Origin of the sequence: Microseira wollei NIES-4236, assembly GCF_020521235.1 — a bacterium.
GTDB lineage: Bacteria > Cyanobacteriota > Cyanobacteriia > Cyanobacteriales > Aerosakkonemataceae > Microseira > Microseira wollei.
The window spans coordinates 45,876-67,871 of record NZ_BLAY01000029.1 but is presented as its reverse complement, the minus strand read 5'-3'; the positions used below and the strand labels follow the sequence as shown (position 1 = coordinate 67,871).

At 43.8% G+C, this 21,996-nt stretch carries 18 protein-coding genes; all 18 read left to right on the top strand.

Annotation, left to right across the window (positions count from 1 at the left end):
• Positions 1-508 precede the first annotated feature (508 nt).
• The 18 genes from MiSe_RS11700 to MiSe_RS11615 all read left to right on the top strand — a co-directional run bounded on the left by MiSe_RS11700 (position 509) and on the right by MiSe_RS11615 (position 21,922).
• Entirely contained in the window at positions 509-1,699 is a 1,191-nt protein-coding gene (locus MiSe_RS11700; protein ID WP_226579132.1) for a glycosyltransferase, read from the top strand.
• Between the two features lie 100 nt (positions 1,700-1,799).
• Positions 1,800-2,171 (top strand): hypothetical protein, encoded by a 372-nt coding sequence (locus MiSe_RS11695; protein WP_307731335.1) that lies wholly within the window; start codon positions 1,800-1,802, stop codon positions 2,169-2,171.
• Positions 2,172-2,294: 123 nt separating this feature from the next.
• A complete protein-coding gene (locus MiSe_RS11690; RefSeq protein ID WP_226579129.1) occupies positions 2,295-4,505 on the top strand; it encodes a pentapeptide repeat-containing protein in 2,211 nt (736 codons plus the stop codon).
• A gap of 622 nt (positions 4,506-5,127) precedes the next feature.
• Positions 5,128-6,294: a glycosyltransferase family 2 protein gene (locus MiSe_RS11685; RefSeq protein WP_226579126.1), complete on the top strand. Its 1,167-nt coding sequence runs from the start codon at positions 5,128-5,130 to the stop codon at positions 6,292-6,294.
• An 82-nt stretch (positions 6,295-6,376) separates the two neighbouring features.
• Positions 6,377-7,453: a Gfo/Idh/MocA family protein gene (locus tag MiSe_RS11680; RefSeq protein ID WP_226579123.1), complete on the top strand. Its 1,077-nt coding sequence runs from the start codon at positions 6,377-6,379 to the stop codon at positions 7,451-7,453.
• Positions 7,454-7,487: 34 nt separating this feature from the next.
• Positions 7,488-8,261, top strand: coding sequence for a class I SAM-dependent methyltransferase (locus MiSe_RS11675; protein WP_226579120.1), 774 nt, complete (start codon positions 7,488-7,490; stop codon positions 8,259-8,261).
• Between the two features lie 99 nt (positions 8,262-8,360).
• Positions 8,361-9,248 (top strand): FkbM family methyltransferase, encoded by an 888-nt coding sequence (locus MiSe_RS11670; protein WP_226579117.1) that lies wholly within the window; start codon positions 8,361-8,363, stop codon positions 9,246-9,248.
• Positions 9,245-9,652: a GtrA family protein gene (locus MiSe_RS52625; protein ID WP_373872778.1), complete on the top strand. Its 408-nt coding sequence runs from the start codon at positions 9,245-9,247 to the stop codon at positions 9,650-9,652. Before MiSe_RS11670 ends, MiSe_RS52625 begins: the two co-directional genes overlap by 4 nt.
• Positions 9,653-9,705: 53 nt before the next feature.
• A complete protein-coding gene (locus MiSe_RS11660) occupies positions 9,706-10,884 on the top strand; it encodes a glycosyltransferase family 4 protein (protein ID WP_226579114.1) in 1,179 nt (392 codons plus the stop codon).
• Between the two features lie 74 nt (positions 10,885-10,958).
• Complete coding sequence (locus MiSe_RS11655) at positions 10,959-12,518, top strand: hypothetical protein (RefSeq protein ID WP_226579111.1); 1,560 nt, start codon at positions 10,959-10,961, stop codon at positions 12,516-12,518.
• Between the two features lie 54 nt (positions 12,519-12,572).
• Positions 12,573-12,905, top strand: a complete 333-nt coding sequence (locus MiSe_RS11650) for a pentapeptide repeat-containing protein (protein ID WP_226579109.1) — start codon at positions 12,573-12,575, stop codon at positions 12,903-12,905.
• A gap of 769 nt (positions 12,906-13,674) precedes the next feature.
• On the top strand, positions 13,675-14,853 hold the full coding sequence (locus MiSe_RS11645; protein WP_226579106.1) for a glycosyltransferase family 2 protein: 1,179 nt from the start codon (positions 13,675-13,677) through the stop codon (positions 14,851-14,853).
• A 147-nt stretch (positions 14,854-15,000) separates the two neighbouring features.
• Complete coding sequence (locus tag MiSe_RS11640) at positions 15,001-15,498, top strand: methyltransferase domain-containing protein (protein ID WP_226579104.1); 498 nt, start codon at positions 15,001-15,003, stop codon at positions 15,496-15,498.
• A gap of 6 nt (positions 15,499-15,504) precedes the next feature.
• The gene (locus MiSe_RS11635; protein ID WP_226579101.1) at positions 15,505-16,179 is read left to right on the top strand and encodes a class I SAM-dependent methyltransferase; all 675 of its coding nucleotides are present in this window, start codon (positions 15,505-15,507) and stop codon (positions 16,177-16,179) included.
• A gap of 122 nt (positions 16,180-16,301) precedes the next feature.
• The gene (locus MiSe_RS11630) at positions 16,302-17,819 is read left to right on the top strand and encodes a hypothetical protein (protein WP_226579098.1); all 1,518 of its coding nucleotides are present in this window, start codon (positions 16,302-16,304) and stop codon (positions 17,817-17,819) included.
• 331 nt (positions 17,820-18,150) lie between these two features.
• Complete coding sequence (locus MiSe_RS11625) at positions 18,151-19,632, top strand: hypothetical protein (protein WP_226579095.1); 1,482 nt, start codon at positions 18,151-18,153, stop codon at positions 19,630-19,632.
• A 114-nt stretch (positions 19,633-19,746) separates the two neighbouring features.
• Positions 19,747-21,318, top strand: coding sequence for a glycosyltransferase family protein (locus MiSe_RS11620; RefSeq protein ID WP_226579092.1), 1,572 nt, complete (start codon positions 19,747-19,749; stop codon positions 21,316-21,318).
• Positions 21,319-21,343: 25 nt separating this feature from the next.
• Positions 21,344-21,922 (top strand): hypothetical protein, encoded by a 579-nt coding sequence (locus MiSe_RS11615; protein WP_226579089.1) that lies wholly within the window; start codon positions 21,344-21,346, stop codon positions 21,920-21,922.
• The last annotated feature ends 74 nt before the right edge of the window (positions 21,923-21,996 follow it).

Genomic DNA, 21,996 nt, shown 5'->3' with positions numbered 1-21,996 from the left:
TAATGAGTTGGTGCGAGAAGCCGTTAGAGAGTATTTGCTAAAGTTGGGGGCATCGAACCCCCAACTTTAGCAGGCTATCCATCCCCACCGTAAAAGACGGTGGGGAATTCCGCAGAATTAGTTAAAAGAACACAAAGCTGGCGCGCTCGCCAGCAACAGGGAGGCAGATCGCGCTATTGGGGGTTTTCCCTGAAAATCAGCAGGAGTACCCGTAGCGAACCTGAAAATCACCCACCGGGAAAACTTTGAGCATGGCTATAAGTTATCTGTATAGCTTAGCCTAGAGGTCCCTACCGCCTTTGATTTTTAAGATCGAATTGGACTCGTTATGAGTTCGTAGTGTCCCGCGTTAGTTACTATTAAATTAAGACTTTCCAGAAAAAATTAACCACAACCAAAAAGTACCTCAACTAAATTAAAGTTAGTTTGAGGGAACTTGTGGGAAAAATGGAGATCAAAGGAGTGGGAATGGGTGCAATCAGATCGGTAACATACCTGTTGAGCTGGCATGAACCAAATCGCTGAATCCGTATTTAAATACCAGAAACAATGGCCTCAAACGGTTGATGCCCGAATCAACCACGTATTCGTATTCCTGGAAATTTTTGCTGGCGAGGGCGGCATTCAGTCTTACGTCAAAGACATTTTTCGCGCCTACCTCGCTTTGTCAGATTTGCCGAATGCCGAAACATTCTTGCTGCGAGACGCACCAGGATGCGACAATCCGTTTGACCATCAAGGCAACGAGCCTGGTGACCCCGGCCTCAAATTTCACTACTTCAAGACCCGCTCCCCCATGTTAGGGCGAGGGAGACTCTCTGCGGAACTACTCCGCTGTTTGTGGTGGCGGCGACCAAGCCGCGTTTTTTGCGGTCACATTAACCTGGCACCGTTAGTACAAGTAATCTGCCAAACCATTGGGATTCCATACACCGTCTTGACCTACGGCAAAGAGGTGTGGCAACCCCTGCCATTACCCTACCAAAAAGCTTTACAGCAGGCATCCGAGATTTGGACGATCAGTCGCTACAGTCGCGACAAAGCCTGCATTGCCAATCACCTCGACCCCCACAAGGTAAAGATTTTACCCTGTGCCATCGATGGTGCTGCTTTTACTCCAGGCAAGAAAAACCCAGGGTTAATTGAAAAGTACAATCTCGCTGGTGCTAAGGTCTTAATGACGGTGGCGCGCCTGTGGTCGGGGGATATTTATAAGGGTGTAGATGTAACGATTCGGGCGTTGCCACAAATCGCGGCAGCGTACCCAGATGTTAAGTATTTAGTTATCGGTCGCGGCGACGACCAACCCCGCCTAGCGCAACTGGCAAAAGATTTGGGCGTAGCTGACCGAGTTGTATTTGCCGGGTTCGTCCCGACAAAAGATTTGGTGGAACACTATCGCCTCGCCGATGCCTATGTCATGCCTTCTCAAGAAGGATTTGGCATTGTCTACTTAGAAGCGATGGCTTGCGGTATCCCTGTGCTATCCGGCGATAGTGACGGCAGTGCCGATCCCTTGCAGGACGGGCGTTTGGGGTGGCGAGTCCCCCACCGCGATCCGGTGGCTGTGGCGGCGGCGTGCATCGAAATCCTGACTGGCAACGACCGGCGTTGTGACGGTCAATGGTTGCGACAGCAGACGCTAGCCCAGTTTGGTCGAGATGCGTTCGTTCAGCGATTAAAACAACTGCTGGATTGATAAATCGGGGGCATCGGGCATCAAGAATGGGTTCAATGCCCGATGTCCGATGCCCTTAGCCTCTCGCTATGCTAGAGGCAGAACCAACGAGATGCGGAACATGCGCCTCAACACCTCTCAATTCGATCTTTCAGGCTTTGGCTGCTGGCTCGCAGTCCTGGTATTTTTGTGGATGCTCTTATCTGTTGGACTGGGGTGGGTGGTTAAGTCGTTGCTGATTTTGCTTGTATTAGTGCTGGCAGTCCCAGCGATCGCGTTTTTTGGGCTGCGCTGGTGGTTGCAACGCAACTTGATTGAAGACCAGTGTCCGGTTTGCAGCTATCAATTCACCGGATTGAATCAAACTCAGCTTAGCTGTCCCAACTGCGGCGAACCCCTGCAAGTCGAAGGCGGTCGCTTTAAACGCCTGACGCCTCCAGGGACGATTGATGTGCAAGCGGTTGAGGTTTTACCTAAACAATTAGAAGAGTAGCAAGCACGGGTGCGATTCGCGCTTGCGTGCCGTCATCGGTATCGCTTGTATTTTCCCCCTCTGGAAATATTCCGGATGTGATAGATTCACCCCTAAATGCCACTGTCCCAAAAGTGCGATCAAATGGTTATCCCTATCCAGAGGAACGGCACCGATCCATCTATTACGACCAAGCAGGCGCGAACGCACTCTTTATCGCTCTCGCTTCGCCGGTGCGGCGCCTCGGTGGTGGAAGTCTCCCTGATTGTAACCAGCTCAGTAGTTCCCTTCAGCATCGGTTTATACGTCCAAAGCTACGACAGTCGCGAACCGCTCAATCCGGTGCTGGCGACGACCTATAAAACGATCGCTCAAACTCTGGCTCTACCCGCTCCGAAAAACCAACAGGTAACGCCTGCTACCAATGTCTTATGGACGGCGGCACTCTTTGCACCCCTGGCATTGGGAACCGGGCAACTATATCTACTGGGGAAAACAGGTCAAACCCTTCCCAAGCGTTGGTTTGGCGTTAAGGTCGTCACAATCTTGGGGACGCCTCCCGGTTTGGCGCGGGTTTTGGTACGGGAAGCAATTGGTCGCTGGGGAATACCTGTCGGTGTGGCTTTTTTGATTTGGCGCTACGTCGGTGGCTATCCCAACTTAAGCGTCATGGCGGTACTGAGCGGGTTCATGCTGCTGGGAGCAGGAGCGATCGCCCTATTATGTTCCCAAAGGCGCACGCTCCACGACAGATTGGCAAAAACGCGGGTGATCGATGCCGATACAACCCTTCCCATCGCTACCATCGGGTTTCCCCCAGCACCCCCCCGCTGGCTCAATCAAACCGATGGCAACGGTATTCATGAAACACAACCCCATCCCGCCTTAAACTCACCCAAGGAAAGTCATCATTTAGACCGCCATCCGAACTTTTACCAGCAAGTTGATTCAGGAAAGGTAAAAAATAGAACTCGGTGGCAGCGAATGCACCACTCATTACCAGCTTGGCTGACGGTGTCTTTGGCTACTTTGGTTGGTTTGTGGGGCAGCTATGTGGGGCTACAGATTTATACTCAAAATCAGGCGAATCGGCGGGCGTTAGAGCAGCAGAAAAATGAGGTGTTTATCGCCCTGGTGAAGCAACTGAGCGCCACCACAACGGCTGCACCCGCCGATCGACAAGCGGCGATCTTGGCATTGGGAGCGGCGGAAGATGACGCAAGAGTAGTGCGGTTATTGGCGGATTTGTTGAACCAAGAACAAAATCCAGCGGCGATCGCGGCAATTGAGCAAGTGTTTGTCAGAATTGGCACAGTAGGTTTATCAGAGTTGCAGCGATTGAATCAATCTTTAAGCCAACAGCTGGAGAAAGAGCGCTACGATGTTGACCCGCAGCAATATAAGTTAGTGCAACAGCGACTCGCGGTGACAAAAGTGGCGATCGCCAATATTCTCACCCTAGACAGCAACAATCTCAAAGCCATCGACCTCAGTCGCACCAATCTCAGCCAAAGCACAGACACCCAGGCTTTGTTCGCTCTGGTGTTAGACAATATCGACTTATCCGGGGTAAATTTCCAGGGAGCGAACCTCACAGGTGCTAGTTTGGAAGGCACTCGCTTTTGGGGCGCGGGTAAGGATGGGCATTTGGGCACCTTCGACGACTCGTTTGCCGATTTAAGTGGTGCCGATCTCAAAGAAGCTTCCTTGGAAGGCGCGGTCTTAAACAACGTCTCAATGGAAAATACTAACCTGATCCACGCAATTCTGAATCGGGCGAATTTATCCCAAGCAAGTCTGACTGGTGCTAAGCTTAGCAGCGCCAAGCTAATCGGGGCGAATCTACAACAAGCAACCCTAGAAAATGCCAGCTTAACGGGTGCCGATTTAACCGAAGCCAATTTAACCAAAACGAATCTACACGGGGCGCTTTTGGGGCGGGTGAGCGCAGTAGGGACTCAACTGGAGTCTGCCGACTTGAGGGTATCCGACTGGCGAGGTGCCGATCTATCTGGAGCTAATTTGAGTCGCGCCAAACTGCAAAATGCCAATCTCAGCGATACCCGACTTGCGGGTACTAATTTTAACCAGGCTCAATTGCAAGGCGCTTCCTTCCGCAACGCCGATTTGAGCATGGCAGATTTGCAGGGAGCCAACGTAGCAAAGGCAGATTTTCAGGGCGCTATTTTTGCAGTCACCCGCGCCCTGCCACCAAATCAATTTATTCAAACTCAGCCTGATATTTCCATCTCTGCTCGCGTTAAAGGCGTCGATTTTACCGCTGCTAGAAATTTAGATCAACGGCAATTGGCGTATATCTGCGCCCAAGGCGGACGCCATCCTCGCTGTCCATAACTAGGCGTTGTTGCGGGCGATCGTCCCGCACTCACAGTTATCTACAGCATATTACGTTAAAATTGATTGTATTTGACTTGACAAACTTTTAAAACTTTACAGAAACTTTAATCTAGCTTCAATCATCTTTGATCTGTTCAAATCTGTAGAGTTCGCTTGACATCAGTAATTTAGCGGTTCTTTTATCCGCATTCATCCCAACTTAATATATCTAAATATATTTTTTTAGTAAAAATACTGAAAAACGGGTTGCATACTCGGAAAACTTGTGCAAATATAGCTAGCAAATACACATCAGGATTTGTCTACTTACCTAAAAGGTTAACAAAACCTTGGAAGTATAAATTTGTAGTAAAGTTGACGTCAATTTGACAGCACAAAGAATTTAGTGCTGTTAAGACCCGGAGCGACAGGGTTTCGGGTAAATATAACTGGGTTAATTGGAGCGAATGCTCTAATCCGGTTTTTTCTGACCTTTTGGCAAATATTTGCCTGAGAGCTTGACACAGCCAAGTTGCTCAATCGGTTTTCATATAGTCGAGTGTATCTGCCTACCCAAAAAGCCGGAACTTGGAGCCGCTAAAAATCAAAAGATCTCCTGCATCCAGAGGAGGAGAAAGAGATGTTGAATTCCCCAGCTGCAAGCGTATCTGCAAGCGAAACGGCATTCCTTGAAGTTTCCATCGTCATGCCTTGCTTAAACGAAGCGGAAACTCTGGGAATTTGTATCGAGAAAGCCCAATCGTATTTAACCCAACACAATATTTCTGGTGAAATTGTTGTAGCGGATAACGGCAGTACGGATGGCTCAATAGAGATTGCCAAACAAATGAATGCTCGCGTCATTCGGGTAAAAGCGAAAGGATATGGCAGCGCCCTCATGAGTGGAATTGCCGCGGCACGCGGTAAGTACGTAATTATGGGCGACTCTGACGATAGCTACGATTTCACTAACCTCACCCCATTTATTGAAAAGCTGAGAGAAGGTTATGACCTGGTAATGGGAAATCGGTTCAAAGGCGGGATCAAACCGGGGGCGATGCCACCTTTGCACAAATATTTAGGAAATCCAGTCCTGACAGCAATAGGGCGATTGTTGTTTTCCAGTCCCTGCGGTGATTTTCACTGCGGACTTCGTGCATTCAATCGAGATGCGATTGCCAAACTCAATTTACGCACGACGGGGATGGAATTCGCCAGCGAAATGGTGGTGAAAGCAACCCTAAACAAGCTGCGAATTACAGAAGTACCGACAACTTTATCCCCCGATGGTCGCAGTCGTCCACCCCACCTGCGTAGCTGGCGCGATGGTTGGCGACATTTGCGATTTTTGCTGCTTTACAGTCCACGCTGGCTGTTCCTATATCCTGGAATGCTGCTGATGCTTCTTGGTTTAATAAGTACTCTATGGTTTTTACCTACTCCAAGAGTACATACGCTACTTTACTCATCGGCAGCGATTATTATCGGCTTTCAGACAGTAACTTTTGCCGTATTTACCAAAGCCTTTGCCATCAGCGAGGGACTGCTGCCTGAAGACCCCCGATTAAAGCGGGTATTTCGCTATATCAACTTAGAGGTAGGCTTGATTGTCGGCAACGCACTTTGGTTAATTGGAATGGCTGGGTCTATCTATGCTTTTAGTACTTGGAAAGCCAATTTATTTGGTGAACTAGATCCTGCCAATACAATGCGAATAGTGATTCCGTCAGTGACCTGTCTTGCTCTCGGTTTACAAGTGATTTTTTCCAGCTTCTTTTTGAGTGTAATCGGTTTGAAACGGCGTTGAGATTATGCCAGAAAAATTGCCTAATGATTGAGTTATTAAGCTACTCATGAACCAATCAAGCTCCGTATAAACTTGCAATAATATGAAGGTAGAAAGCCAAAAAAAACAGTTAAAAGTCGCCGCAGTAGGGCTGGGATGGGTGACAACCAATCGCCATCTAGTAAGTATGGATGAAAATCCCAGCTATGAAATTATAGGAGTAATAGATCGGCGTCCTGACAGAGCAAAAACTATAGCCAAAGAACGGGGATATCGATACTTTTATGAAGGAGATACACTGGAAAATGTGCCCTGGCTGGATCAAGTCAATACAGTGACAGTAGGAGCTTGCCCTCAATCACATTATGCTTTGATTAAATCTGCTTTGATGCTAGGCAAGCACGTGCTGACAGAGAAACCGTTTACCATGACTGTAGCTGAGGGTGAGGATCTGGTTGCGTTAGCACGGAAACAGGGCTTAACTTTGGGAATTGTTCATAATTTTCAATTTGCTTCGTCTACCCAGCGCTTATTACAGGATTTACAAAGCGGTTGTTTTGGCAAGATTAAATCAATTGTGGTACAGCAGCTTAGCAATCCCCATAGACGGCTTCCAGTGTGGTATGAAGAACTACCACTGGGTTTATTTTACGATGAAAGCCCTCATTTCTTTTACTTAGTATCGCGACTTGCACCTGGACTTTTACAGTTTCTCAAGTGCGATGTTTACCCCAGCACTCTGGGGCTAGTAACTCCAGCAGCCATCTTCATTCAGTACCGCTGTGATAGCCAAGAAAATGGTACGATTCCAGTTACAATCAATATGAATTTTGCAGCTCCTGTGAGTGAGTGGCATCTGACGGTTTATGGGGAGCATTACCTAGCCGACATTGATATTTTCCGAGATATCTATATTCGCTTGCCTAACGATGGTTTGCATACGACAAAGACTGTCATCCGTACTTCTGCTTTGGCAACTTGGCAACATTGGGCACAGCACTTTACCAGTGGAGTTAAACACTTAACTGGCAAGTTGAGATATGGGAATGACGTGATATTTGAGCGCTTTTCGGAAGCGGTAGCCCAGGGCAAAAATCCAAAAGATATTAGCCCAGATGATGCTCTGCAATTTCTAAGAATGCAACATGAAGTAATTCAAAATCAAACTGTACTTTACTGAGCTTAAACCTTATGTTTAACAGTTGAGGAAGGAAATGATGAGAGAAGAAGAATATCACGACAACTTTTATGAGACTGAAGCAAGTCAAATATTTGAGTCAGCGCTCTTTGCAGAGGCGCGTCGAAGAGTAGTTGGTTTCCTAGGGAAACAGATTATTTCCTCACCCAAGGAGTATGTTCTCAGCTTAGGTTCAGGCGACGGTAATTTAGATATCCAGATGGCTCCCTTAGTTGGGAAAATACTGGGTGTTGAAATTTCTGAAATTGCGGTTAAACAAGCTAAAGAAAAGGCTAAATTGGCACAGGTTAATAACCTTGATTTCCAAGTAGGCGACATCCAAAAAATGAGTTTTACACCCAATTCATTTGATGTGATTTGGGATCCAGCGGTGCTGCATCACATTGATGACATTCAGATCGCTGAACTCTTGCAAAATAGCCTTTCGTGCCTCAAACCCGGAGGGACTTTCATATCCCTAGATCCAAGTTCTCGTCGGTTCGTCGGCTTGTTCAAAAAGATTTTTGATGAAAAGTATAAAAAATATCATAGCCCTGACGAACGTGAGCTTGACATAAAAAAAATACGTAATAGTTTTCAACGAGCTGGATTTAGTAGTGTGACCATACACTATACCGACTATTTTCTAGGTCCTCTCGCTTGGCTTTTTCCCAATTTTCCAAGAGCGATCGTTCCTTTGGCGGCTGCTTTGGATTCATTACTGTTATTGGTTCCAATTGTTCAATTAATCGCCTCTTTCGCTGTGGTAGCTCATAAGCCGAGCGATCCTATTGATGAAGAAGTCCATTGAAATCTATTTGTGGCATGGGGTATAGGAGGATAAAATATTAGCAACTGTTGTTCAAGCTACTGAATAAAAAACTCATTTATTTTCTGGAGAAATTGATTTATGATTGAGGGATTACAGAACTTTATTTGGAAAGTAGGTATCCAAGTGGCAGCACTGTTGCGCCGCGTGGGGATGCTGGCTCCCATTGTAAATCTTATGTACAAAATTGGTAACTTTCTCGCACCTCCTCCAAACAAAGAGCTTAGAGCTACCCTGCCTTTTTCGCTGAGTTTAGTGCTACCAGCAGGTTATCCCAGTTCAAGAACTATACTTCTTGGTTTGTATGAAAAACCAGTGATGCAACTGTTCATGCAGTTAGTCAAAACAGATATGACAGTGATTGATGTGGGAGCCAATATAGGTTACTACACGGTTGTTGCAAGCAGGCTTGTTGGCAAGGGCGGACGAGTGTACGCCTTTGAAGCTGATTCAGATGCTTTTGCTTTCCTCCAACGGAATCTAGCAGAGAACCAGTGTGACAATGTGGTTGCTGTTCCCCAAGCTGTCTCTAATCGTCAAGGCACAGCGTTCTTTTATCGCCCAGAACCGGAAAGAGCTTACATAGTAACTGAGGGAGTACCTAAGACAGGTCAGCAAGTTCCAATGATTAGCTTAGATGAGTTCTTTGCCCAACAAAACTGGCCTTCTATAGATTTAATTAAAATGGACATCGAAGGAGGTGAGCAAGCAGCGTTGGAAGGTATGCAAGAGCTAAGCCAGAGAAATCCCTCCTTACAACTCATAATAGAATTCAATATGAGTACGATGGCTCGCAGCAGAGTTAGTCCTTTTTCTATCATTGCAACTTTGAGAAAACTAGGCTTCCAAAAGGCGCAGATCTTCGAACGAGATTTTCGTCCTTTTTCTTTAACCTCAGAGTCTCTGCCAAAGGAGTTGATCCAACCGACTGCGATGTACAATCTGCTCTGTTTTAAGCAGGAGTTATGAGCTTAATAAAAATGACTAGAAAGAGTGGAAGAAATAGAAAAATTTTTGTGAATTTTCTCGGAGTTGGTGGTTTCTGCGCTATTCTTAGCTTGGCATCGATCTACTTGTTAACCACTGTCTTAAATTGCCATTATTTGTTTTCTTTTGTTATAGTATTTATCTTGGTAAATTTTATAGGTTTTTGCCTGAATAAGTATATCACTTTCAAAACAAAAAAAAAGGAATTTTGGCATGAGTTATGGAAATACTATAGCGTCATGCTATCAAGTTTTTGTATGAATTTTATTTTGATGTATTTACTTGTGGATGTCTTGAAAATTTGGTATATATACGCTAATATTATGCTGATAATAGGCTTTACTATATATAACTTTTTTATGCATAAAAAATGGAGTTTTAAGTAAGAATAATGACAGATAGAAGCCTGTATAAATGAAAACAATCGAGAAGCAAAGGGATGTCTAATAATTCAAGGCTAAAAACACTAAAAATCTTAGTGATGACGCATTACTATCCTGAACATCGCGGGGGCGTCGAAATCGTAGCTGGAAAACTGGCTGAATATTTAACGAGAGAAGGGCAAATAGAAATTAAATGGATGGCAAGTGATATAGATCTGCATCCCGTGGGTGTTACTAAACTTCAATGTTTACCAATTAAAAGCTCAAACTTTATTGAAAAAAAAATTCAAATTGCTTACCCACTTTGGAGCTTGTCATTCTTGGGTCAACTTTGGAAAGCAATTCAATGGTCTGATGTTATCCATATTCATGATTACATTTACATGGGTAATCTTACTGCTTTCCTGTTTGCCCGAATAAGTGGTAAACCTGTATTAATTACTCAGCATATTGGTTTTATTTTATACAATAGCCCTCTGTTAAGACTGTTTCTGTCTCTTCTTAACCGAACACTGGGGAAATGGGTTTTCCAGGGAGTCAATCAGGCAGTGTTTTGTAGCACGGTTATTCAACAGTATTGGGTTTCTGAAAAAACTCGCTTCCGGCGACCACCCGTGATGATTGCTAACGGTGTGGATACCAGTGTGTTTTTTCCGGTAGAGGAGCAACAAAGGAAGACTATTCGCCAAGATCTAGGATGGCCTGTGGAAAAGCCTGCATTTCTATTCGTAGGGCGATTCGTTGAAAAAAAAGGATTACACATTCTGCGGCAGCTGGCTGTGCGTTTTGACTCTGTACATTGGGTATTTGTTGGATGGGGAGCTATCGATCCAGAGTCATGGGAGTTACCTAATGTTACTGTTTTTCGCGATCGCCGTGGCTCAACTCTCACTCCACTCTACCAAGCAGCAGATCTGTTAGTCTTACCAAGCAAGGGCGAGGCATTTCCACTGGTTATCCAAGAAGCAATGGCTTGCGGTACGCCAGCTATGGTGAGTTCCGAAAGTGCTAATCAGTATAGCGCTGCTAAGCACCTGATGTTTTCAGAAGAGGTAGAGGCAGCAGATACAGTTGAGCGGTGGACGTCGAAAATTGAGGAACTTTTGCAAAACCCTTCTGCACTTGCTGCAATCAGACCGCAGGTTGCTGAATTCGCACGACAGCACTGGTGCTGGCAAAGCTGCGCCGAGAAATACTTCCAAATCTTTCAGGAATTGACTAATAGCAGTAGATAGACTGCTTAATCGGATGAAAGAACCTCACCATTTCTCGGACTGTCAATCAACACACTAGCAGTGAGAATTCACAGATGAAAACTCTTATAAAGGTAGCTCTGATTGCTTTGTTGTGGATTACCGTAATCAACTCAGGAACGCTCGGTGGTATAGATACGGAACTTAGGTTGCGGATGGCTCATGCCTGGTGGACGGGTGGTCAAGAAGTTGCTCCAAATTATCAACCCAAGGAACGGGGAGATCTCAAAGCTGGAATCATGGGCGTTGGTGGTAAGCGTTATATAGGCTACGATGTGGGACAGTCTTTACTAATGCTGCCTGCGGATTGGTTGGGAACTAAGCTTAACAAATTTTTTCCTGAGCTAGAGTCAAAACATTATTTGCGTCCTTGGTTGGTTAATTTCCTAACTTTTTTACCGTTAAATGTTGCGGCTGTAGTGTGTTGTTTTTGGCTTTTGAGGCTGTTTGATTTTAACGAACGAATTGCTGGGTTAACGAGTATTGCTTGGTTACTTGGTACTACGGTTTTCCACTACGCCCAAGTGCCTCAGCAGAATAATCAAGTATTACTGTTTGTCACCATTGGTTATGCGGCGGCCTTAGCTTGCGTGAAGTTTGGGCGTCCTTGGTTCGCTGCGCTCAGTGGATTAGGGTTAGGTGCAGCTCTTTTGATTCGGATGAGCAGTGTTATTCATATTTTGACCGTAGTATTTTTTCTAGTAGGTTGTATTGTTTATCAAAGTCGCAATAAGCTTAAAGTTTTGCAGGTTGTGGGGTTTTGGATAGTCGGCTTTGTGCCTTTGGCTCTGCTAGGAAGAGTTTTTGATTACCTCCGCTACGGTAGTTTTTGGACAACTGGACAGACCTTATCTGTACGGCAATTGACTACCGATCCAATGTGGGCAGGTTTACCTGAATTGCCTGGGAATCATCCCTTTACGAATCCACCATCTGTAGGAATTTTTGGCGTGCTAGTTTCAGCAGCCAAAAGTCTTTTCATTTACGACCCATTGCTATTACCTTGCTTAGGGTTAGCAATTGTTTTGTGGCAGAGACTTTCGCCTTACTTACAGTGGTATTTAATCAGCGGTATTTTCAACTTGGGCTTACAAATTGTTCTGACCAGTAGGCTCGATTTTTGGCACGGAGATTGGGCTTGGGGGGCTAGGTATCACGTCACATCTGTTCACTTGTTGCTTATTCCTCTTGTCGCCCTGTTCCTAAAACACCTTCTATTTACCAGAGGGGTAACTGTCTGGTTGATGCGGGGGATTCTCGTAGTAGCGATTATGGTTCAGATTGCCTCGGTTACAATGCCATTTCACCTGGAGATTGTTCAAGCTAATGTAAGGCAAGTTAATTCTCTTCAGCAATTCCGCTTAGGTCAGCGGGTGACCAATATTGTTTGTTTGATTGATGCTTCTTTCTCCGAAGAGTGTATCAGTAGATGGCGTCTGGATAAGAGGATTCTCCTAGAAGATTACAATCAAATATATTTCCTGCCATTTATTTTTAGCCATGAAACAACTGATAACCCTGAATTAGCCAAACTTTCACGTATTTTATTTGTGGTCTGGGGATTGGTATTGACTCTAGCGATCGCTACAACTATACGGTTTTGTTTTGCTAAGTAGTACAACAAATTGTGAGAGTCTATCAAATAAATTATCTCAATATCTGGAGCTAATTTGAGTCGCACTCAACTGGAAAATGCCAATCTCAGCGATACCCGACTTGCGGGTACTAATTTTAACCAGGCTCCATTGCAAGGTGCTACCTTGCGCTATGCCGATTTGAGCATGGCAGATTTGCAGGGAGCCAACGTAGCAAAGGCAGATTTTCAGGGCGCTATTTTTGCAGTCACCCGCGCCGTGGCACCAAATCAATTTATTCAAACTCAGCCTGATATTTCCATTTCTGCTCGCGTTAAAGGCGTCGATTTTACCGCTGCTAGAAATTTAGATCAACGGCAATTGGCGTATATCTGCGCCCAAGGCGGACGCCATCCTCGCTGTCCATAAGGGGTTGTTGCAGGCGTAAGCTCGCCAACCGCCACCCCTCGCACACTCACAGTTATCTACAGCATATTACGTTAAAATTGATTGTATTTTACTTGACAAACTTTTAAAACTTTACATAAAGTTTAATCTAGCTTCAATCATCTTTTATCTGTTCAAATCTGTAGAGTTCGCTTGACATCAGTAATTCAGCGGTTCTTTTATCCGCATTCATCCCAACTTAATATATCTAAATATATTTTTTTAGTAAAAATACTGAAAAACGGGTTGCATACTCGGAAAACTTGTGCAAATATAGCTAGCAAATACACATCAGGATTTGTCTACTTACCTAAAAGGTTAACAAAACCTTGGAAGTATAAATTTGTAGTAAAGTTGACGTCAATTTGACAGCACAAAGAATTTAGTGCTGTTAAGACCCGGAGCGACAGGGTTTCGGGTAAATGACTTTAAGCAGAATAACTGGGTTGATGGGAGCGAATGCTCTAATAACGTAAGTTGCTAGTTACATCGAGCCAAAGAAACTTTGGCGATCTGAAAAATCGTGGGTAATACAGCGAGAAATCTACTCAGAAACCGGGTTTATGACTGCTGACAGCAAAAGCCTGTTAATCCAATTACCAATTACCAATTACCAATTACCAATTACCGCTGTCACAACTATTCACTAGCAACTTGAGTTAATACTGTTTTACCTGAAAGCTTGGCTATGCCAAGTCGAGCGCTATTCAACCAGCGGCTATCACGATTTATTGATAGTGAGGATTGCCATATGGCGGAAGCAGAAGACTTGAAACCTTTAGTATCTGTAGTGATGCCTTGTCTTAACGAAGAAGAGGCAATAGGAATTTGCATAGATAAGATTCAAAGAACTTTTGCCAGACACGATATCAATGGTGAAATTATTGTATGTGACAATGGCTCTACGGACAGATCTGTAGAAATCGCCCTTAGTATGGGTGTGCGCGTCGTCCATCAGCCATTACGCGGCTACGGTAATGCTTACTTAAAAGGATTTGCCAGTGCTAGAGGCTCCTATCTAATTATGGGTGATGCCGACGACACCTATGATTTCACTCTGATTCCACTGTTTCTCTTGAAACTGATCGACGAGGGATACGATTTTGTCACGGGGAGCAGATATGTAGAAGGTTTTGAAGATAAATCAATGCCTTTGCTGCATCGTTTTGTCGGTAACCCAGCGCTGACAGCGCTTCTTAACATTTTATTTGGAACGTCCTACACGGATGTTTATTCTGGATTTCGAGGATTTAGCCGTAAAGCTTATGACTTGATCCAGCCAGTGAGTCCCGGCATGGAGTTCAATTTAGAATTAGCAATTAATGCTGGACTGGCAGGTTTGAAAATAGCAGAGATTCCGATTCGGCTACATCCCCGTAAAGGAGAGTCTAAGCTAAACACACTTCGAGATGGGTGGCGTAGTTTGCGAATGATGCTGATATATTGTCCTAACAAAGTATTTGTCTGGCCTGGAACATTGCTACTGACCGTCGGAATCTTAATTCATCTGGTCACATTGATGGATTTAGTCCGGTACGAAGGCCGCGCTCTTAGCGTTGTGACTGGAATATTTGGAACGGTATTTAGCGTTGTTGGATTTGAAATTTTAACTTTGGGTATCCATGCCAAAACTTACTCTTGGAGCCGTCGTTTTGATATAAATAATAAGGCTTTGCGAAGATTTTACAAAATCTTTAGTTTAGAAACTGGCCTATTACTAGGTATAGGCATGATTTTAGCAGGGAGTTTAATTTTAAGCTCGTTAATAATCACCTGGATAAAATCAAATCTAATGCCGCTACCTAACCCAGAGTGGGCTTCTTTTGCAGCCACATTAATCATTATGGATTTTGGCACCTTGTTTTCATCATTATTTATTTCAGCTATGTCTATGAAGAAGGTAGAAGCCTATGAACAACCAATCCCATAAAAACTTGAGTTTTTTGGGTTTAATAGCCAAAAAACTAGTTAAACCTTTGCATGGATTTACTGTTTCAGGAAGGCGAATAATACAATTGAGAAATAACTTGATTCAGTTGTTACCACAAGCTACAGTTTTAGAGGGTTTAGATGTTGGGTGTGGCAGTGGGGAACTGGCAAAAAAATCCAAGATATCTGTCCTGATATCCCCATGTCTGGGGTCGAGGTATTAGTGAGAGAAAATACAGCTATAAAGGTGACAAAATTCGATGGAAAGAGACTGCCATTTGAAGATAAAAGCTATGACTTTACGATGCTAGTGGATGTCTTACATCATACTGACGATCCCGCGGGTTTAATCCGAGAGTGCGTCAGAGTTTCACGTCAGTTTATACTGATTAAGGATCATCTTTGCGAATCATGGTGGGATAGAGTTCGCTTGCGTTTCATGGATTGGGTAGGGAATCGGGGTTATGATGTTTATCTACCCTACAATTACTTGTCTCAGAAAAGTTGGAACAAACTGTATCAAATAGGTGGAGTTGTTTGTGAAGCTAAGGTAACTAAATTGAACCTTTACTCTTATCCTTTTTCTCTCATATTTGACAGCAACTTGCATTTTATAGCTAAACTTGTCATCCCAGAATTCAGGTAAAGCAGGATGATATTAAAGTCGGCAAGCGAGTATTACCAAAACCAGCCAGCTTTTGGGGGTCTGGTAGAAAAAATTATCTGGCATTCGCGCCAGAAAATGTTTAAGTCATTGATGCAAATAGCACAACCGACTTGCGAAACAACAGTTCTTGATGTGGGAGTTACCTCGGACCGACGGCAAGACTCTAACTTTTTTGAAAAACTGTACCCATATCCGCATAAAATTACAGCCGTGGGTTTAGAAGATGCTTCCTTTCTCGAACAAGATTATCCAGGTCTGAAGTATATCCAAGCTGATGGTCTAAACCTACCTTTCCCAGACAAAAGCTTTGACTTAGTTGTCAGTTTTGCGGTGATTGAACATGTCGGCAGTCGGGAACGGCAGCAGCTGTTTATTCGCGAACTTTGCCGGGTTGGTCGTACTTGCTTTATTACTACTCCCAACCGCTGGTATCCCATAGAATTTCATACGGTTCTTCCCCTAGTTCACTGGCTTCCCAGATCCTGGTTTAGCACAATTCTAAAATTGCTGGGTAAAGATTTTTGGTCTAAAGAGGAAAACTTAAACCTTTTATCTGAGAAAAACATGTTAAGTTTATTCCCAGCTGATAGTCAAGTGTATAAAAAACATTTCAGGCTGTTTGGGTTAATTTCCAATCTAGTTTTTTATTTGGAGAATTAACTCGAACCATCTGTTGAGCGCGGCGCGTGATATTTAAAGTAGATTTTGAGGCTTACGGCACTTGATAAATTATCGAATCACGTTAATTAGACAAAATGTTGTGCGGTGAGGAAGAACTAATAATGAAAACTCTTATAAAGGTAGCCCTAATTGCGTTGTGGTGTACAGCAGTCAACCCAGGCCCCATCTACGGAGATTCTCTACTCAGATTAAATATGGCTCATGCCTGGTGGACGGGGACTGAAGAAATTTCTCTTCCACCAAATCATAAACCTAAATCCCGCATATCTATAGTTGGGGTTTTGGGCGCGGGAGGTAAGCGTTATATCCCCTATGAAGTGGGACAGTCTATGTTAATGCTTCCTGGTGACTGGTTGGGAACTCAACTACACCAAGTGTTCCCTCAAATAGAGTTAAGCTTTCTACGGCGTATTGTCGTTAGTTTTCTGATTTTTATACCCATAAATGTGGCGGCGGTAGTTTCCTGTTTCTGGCTGCTGAGACTTTTTGACTTTGAAGAGCGCCTTGCTGGAATAGCGAGTATTACTTGGCTGCTTAGCACTACAGTTTTTAACTATGCCCAAGTGCCTAGCCAGAATAATCAAGTGCTGCTGTTTGTCACTCTGGGTTATATTGCAGCATTAGTTTGCGTGCGTCGCGGGCGTCCTCACTTGGCCTTATTCAGTGGACTAGCCTTGGGTACTGCTCTGCTGATCCGGGCGACCGGTATTATTCACGTTTTAACTGTATTCCTGTTTGTAGTAGGCTGTATAGTCTATCAAAGCCGCGACAAGTTTAAAGTTCTCCAGGTCGCGGGATTCTGGATAGTCGGCTTTATTCCTTTAGCGTTGCTAGGAAGAGTTTTTGATTACATCCGCTACGGGAGTTTTTGGACTTCTGGACAAAGTTTGTCTGTCAAGCAATGGGCTACCGATCCAATTTTTTCGGGTTTGCCCGATTTACCTGCAAATTATCCTTGGATTACTCCCCCGCTGGTTGGAATTTGGGGGGTGCTATTCTCACCGGCAAAAAGTATTTTTATCTACGACCCGTTATTGTTGCCCTGTTTGGTGTTATTAATTGTCATGTGGAAGAAAATGTCGCCATATATCCAGTGGTATTTGATCGGCGGGATTTTCGACCTGATCTTGCATATAATCCTGACCAGTCGGCTCGACTTTTGGCACGGAGATGCCGCCTGGGGGGCTAGATACCATGTCACATCGGTTCATTTGTTACTTATTCCTCTAATTGCTCTGTTTATACAGCGCATTTTATTGGTCAGAGGGTTAACCCAGTGGCTGATGCGAGGCTTTCTTGTACTAGCGATCGTAGTTCAAATCAGTTCGGTTATCCTGCGACCTTCCGTCGAGTCAGGTCCAGTTGTCTTTGCCACAGTTCCCAGTCACCTTGTGTTTCGTTTAGGCGAGCGCGTAACTAATATTGCTTGTCTAATCAATAGTTCTTTCTCCAACCAGTGTAAAGCCAAGCTGTATTATAACGTAAATGGTCCCCTAATCAAGAAAGTCTCTCTTCTACCGTTTTCCTTTACTAAAGGTCGAAATTTAGTATTTATTGTCTGGGGATTGGTATTGATTATGGCAATCGTTACTACTGTCTCTTTTTGTTTTGTGGTGTAAGACAATGACCGTGAGATCGATTCTGAAAAATTCTCTGATTGAGCGCAGTATCTGTTCAGATACTTCCAGTTTGAGACGAGGCTATCATCGCATTTTATTCAACGATTTTTGGCTTTTTCATTTGCCTGTTGCTGGGAGCGTGGTGCTGCCTGGGAAATTATCCTGAGTATTTGCTCGTATTATAGCCCCAATAACCGTTGATTTTTCAGGGTATGATTTCGATATATTCTCGGATGTTACTTGCGATCGCGCCTGGTAAAATTATATGATAAACCACCAGCAATCCCCAGAGATTTTCTATTTTGTATATCTGTAATGGAGAAACAATAAAATGAAATTACATCAAAGAAGTTTGGCAATTAAATATGTTTTAAATATCGCGGCAATAATTGTTGTAATATCAATATTTTTCAAGAGTTTAGTTGATGTAGATACTTCCTATGATTCCTGGTGGTATCATTTGCCATTTGCCGCCAGAATATTGGGTATTGTTCCAGCTACATCCTATGCTTTCCAAGATTCTATAGAAACTATTTATGATGGCTTTCCGCTCTTGGCAGAGTTTTTACAAGGATTATTTTGGGTGGTATTCCAGCGGGTTCAAGCTGCAAACTTAGTGACTTTTTTAAGTTTAATTATATATCTTTATTTTCTGAAATTGTATTTTCAGGTTCCGCTTTATTTATCAGCGTTCGCACTCCTATCTGTGCCGCTAATTCAAATCCATGCAACATCCTGCTATGTCGATTTACCAGCTAATGTATGTCTCTCGATCCTGGTTATGATGACCTACTTGGTATACACAAAAAGTGATTTTTTGACTAAGCGCAATCTATTTGTTATCTTCCTAGCGGCTGCTGGCACTGCCAATATAAAACTACAATTAATTCCTCTGGTTTTTCTAATTTTATGCTTTGTCGGATTCAAACTAATCTGGCTAGGCTTTAAACAAATTCAAGCAAGAAGAATGCAATCTAAACGGCTGCTGACTATAGTACCTACTATTTTCCTGGCTGCTCTTTTGATTTTTGCCACCCCCATCAAAAATATAGTTTTTTATGGCAATCCATTTTATCCGGTGAGAATAGAGGTAATGGGGATAGTTTTAAATCACAAGCAACCGTTATACCAAGACTCTCCAGGTTATTTGAAAAACGCTTCTAGACCTCAGCGGTGGGTTTATTCAATTTTAGAAATCAACAGCGCCCCCTGGTCAATAGACCAAGGTAGTAAAAATCCTTCTCAACATAGAATGGGTGGTTTTTTCGGAGCTTATGTTGTTTTCAACTTACTCCTTTTCAGTTATATATGTTATCGCTATCGGTGTCGCGAAACTTTAGTCGCTGTCATTCTAGTTACTATTATGTCTTTGGTCGCTTCTCTCATACCTCAATCTCACGAGCTTAGGTACTATATGTTCTGGATGATATCATTAGTATCCTTAAATTTGTATCTGGTGTCTCATTTAGAGCGATCGCTCAAAAATCTGAAATGGATCGACACCAAAAACTTGGGAATTATATGCATTCTATTTTTAACATTGGTGATTTTTCAAATCAGAAAGCCTTCTGCTGTCAAACCAAGCTTCTACACGTTGGAAAAACATCTCGAACGTCATGTTGATTTTAAGCTGGTAAATAAGATTTCTCCAGGGGAAGAAGTTTGTATCATTAGTATAACTCCTAATGATTTTCTCTATGCTTCTAAGTTTCAGACCCAATTAAATTATTCCTATTCAGTCAAAGCCACAGATTCTGAAAGCGAATGTGGAGCGCGTAAGGTGATAAAACCGGCCTACCGCCCTTGGCTATAACTAAGCAACAAACTATCGCGCTCGGTCTAAAGAGTAATACAAGGTAGGTGAGAAAATGTCATAAAAAATCTGAAATATAGTCACAAAAAATCCTGTAATTCTTTCTTCCTGCTCATGAAAACGAGTACAAAAGTAGCGCTAATTGCCTTGTTGTGGATTGGCGCAATCAATACAGGCTTGATCAACGCAGATGCAAATCTCAGATTACAAATGGCTCATGCCTGGTGGACAGGTACGGAAGAAGTTTCTCCAGATTATCGACCGGATAGTCGGGTTGCGTACTTTTCTGTAGTTAACGGCGTAGGAGGTAGGCGCTACGTACCCTTTGACTTGGGACAGTCTATGCTGATGCTACCTGGCGACTGGTTAGGAACTCAACTGCACCGATGGTTTCCCAAAGTAGGGGAAAGAGATTTTCGGGGTTTGGTAGTTAACTTCGCCATCTTTGTGCCGTTGAATGTAGCTGCTGTAGTTTCCTGCTTCTGGTTGCTAAGGGTTTTTGACTTTAACGAGCGAATTGCTGGTTTAACGAGTATTGCCTGGTTACTTGGCACTACAGTTTTGCACTACGCCCAAGTGCCGCAGCAAAATAATCAATTGTTACTCTTTGTCACCATCGGTTACGCAGCTGCCTTAGCCTGTGTGAAGCGCGGGCGTCCTCGCTTTGCTGCTATCAGTGGACTAGCGCTGGGTGCTGCCTTGCTGATTCGGTTTACCAGTTTTATTCACGTTTTCACCGTATCTATCTTTCTAGCGGGTTGTATGGCTGATCAAAGCCGTGACAAACTCAAGGTTATCAAGGTTTTGGGATTCTTGATAGTCGGCTTTATGCCTTTGGCTCTGGTGGAACGAGTTTTTACCTACATCCGCTACGGAAGTTTTTGGACGAGCGGACAGAGCTTCGCAATCAAGCAGTTGTACGCAGATCCAATGTGGTCGGATCTGCCTGAACTTCCTGCTAATTATCCCTTTAACAATCCACCCCATGTCGGGATTTTGGGGGTGCTATTCTCACCGGCAAAAAGTATTTTCATTTATGACCCGTTACTGTTGCCTTGTCTGGTGTTAGGAATTGTCCTTTGGAAGAGACTTTCGCCTGATATACAGTGGTACTTGGTCTGCGGGATTTTTAATCTTTGCTTGCATATCGTTGCTACCAGTCGGCTGGATTTCTGGTACGGAGGTGCTGCTTGGGCGGCAAGGTATCAGGTCACCTCGGTTCACTTGTTGCTCATTCCCCTTTTAGCTGTCTTCCTTGGGCGTCTCTTATCTGTTAAAGGGTTAACAGTCTGGCTAATGCGGGGACTCCTCACAGTAGCAATTTTTGTCCAGATTGCTTCGGTTATATTGGTTTTCTCTCTGGAGTCTGCTCAGGATCTATTTGTCCCACCCGAATCTAGCCATCTTCAATTCCACTTAGGTCAGCGAGTGACTAACATTGTTTGTCAGATCAACAGTTATTTGTCTAATAGTTCCTTCGCCGAACGGTGCGTAAGTGGAGACATCAGTAAATTGCCTCAAAGTCAGAGGTTTTTCCTCAAAGACCGCCATCAAGTGGCGCTTCTACCGTTTAACTACGTTCGGTATACATTCAATCGCAAGTGGGCATTTATTGTGTGGGGAGCGGTATTGACTTTAGCCATCGGAACTAGCCTATGGTTCTGTTTTTTGCATACAAAACGATGAGTTTTATTCAGTAGCTTTAGGAAAAATGAAAACAGTTACAAAAGTAGCTCTGATTGCTCTGTTGTGGATTAGCGTAATCAACACAGGTAAGTTCTACAGTATAGATAACTACCTCAGGATGAAAATGGCTCATGCCTGGTGGACAGGTACTGAAGAAGTTTCCCCAGGCTATCAAGCTAAATCTCGAGACGATGTTACCGCTGGAGTGATGGGGGTGCGCTACAAGCGTTACATAGCCTACGACGTGGGACAGTCTATGCTGATGGTTCCTTACGACTGGTTAGGAACTCAACTGCACCAATGGTTTCCCAAAGTAGGGGAAAGAGATTTTCGGGTTTTGGTAGTTAACTTCCCCATCTTTGTGCCGTTGAATGTAGCTGCTGTAGTTGCCTGCTTCTGGTTGCTAAGGGTTTTTGACTTTAACGAGCGAATTGCTGGTTTAACGAGTATTGCCTGGTTACTTGACATGATATTATTGCTGCAAGGCTACCCATCTGAAATAACAGATTCACCCAGGAGGGTAGCCAATGCAATCTATTCTGAAACAAACAGTAAAATTACCAAGGATGTCTTATGTAAAATTTTGTTTAGTAACGTCATATAACGACTGGTAATACTCTCTCTGTCTTATCTACCTTGGCCCAGTCTCCCACCTCTGATCTCTCCCTATCTTTGGTA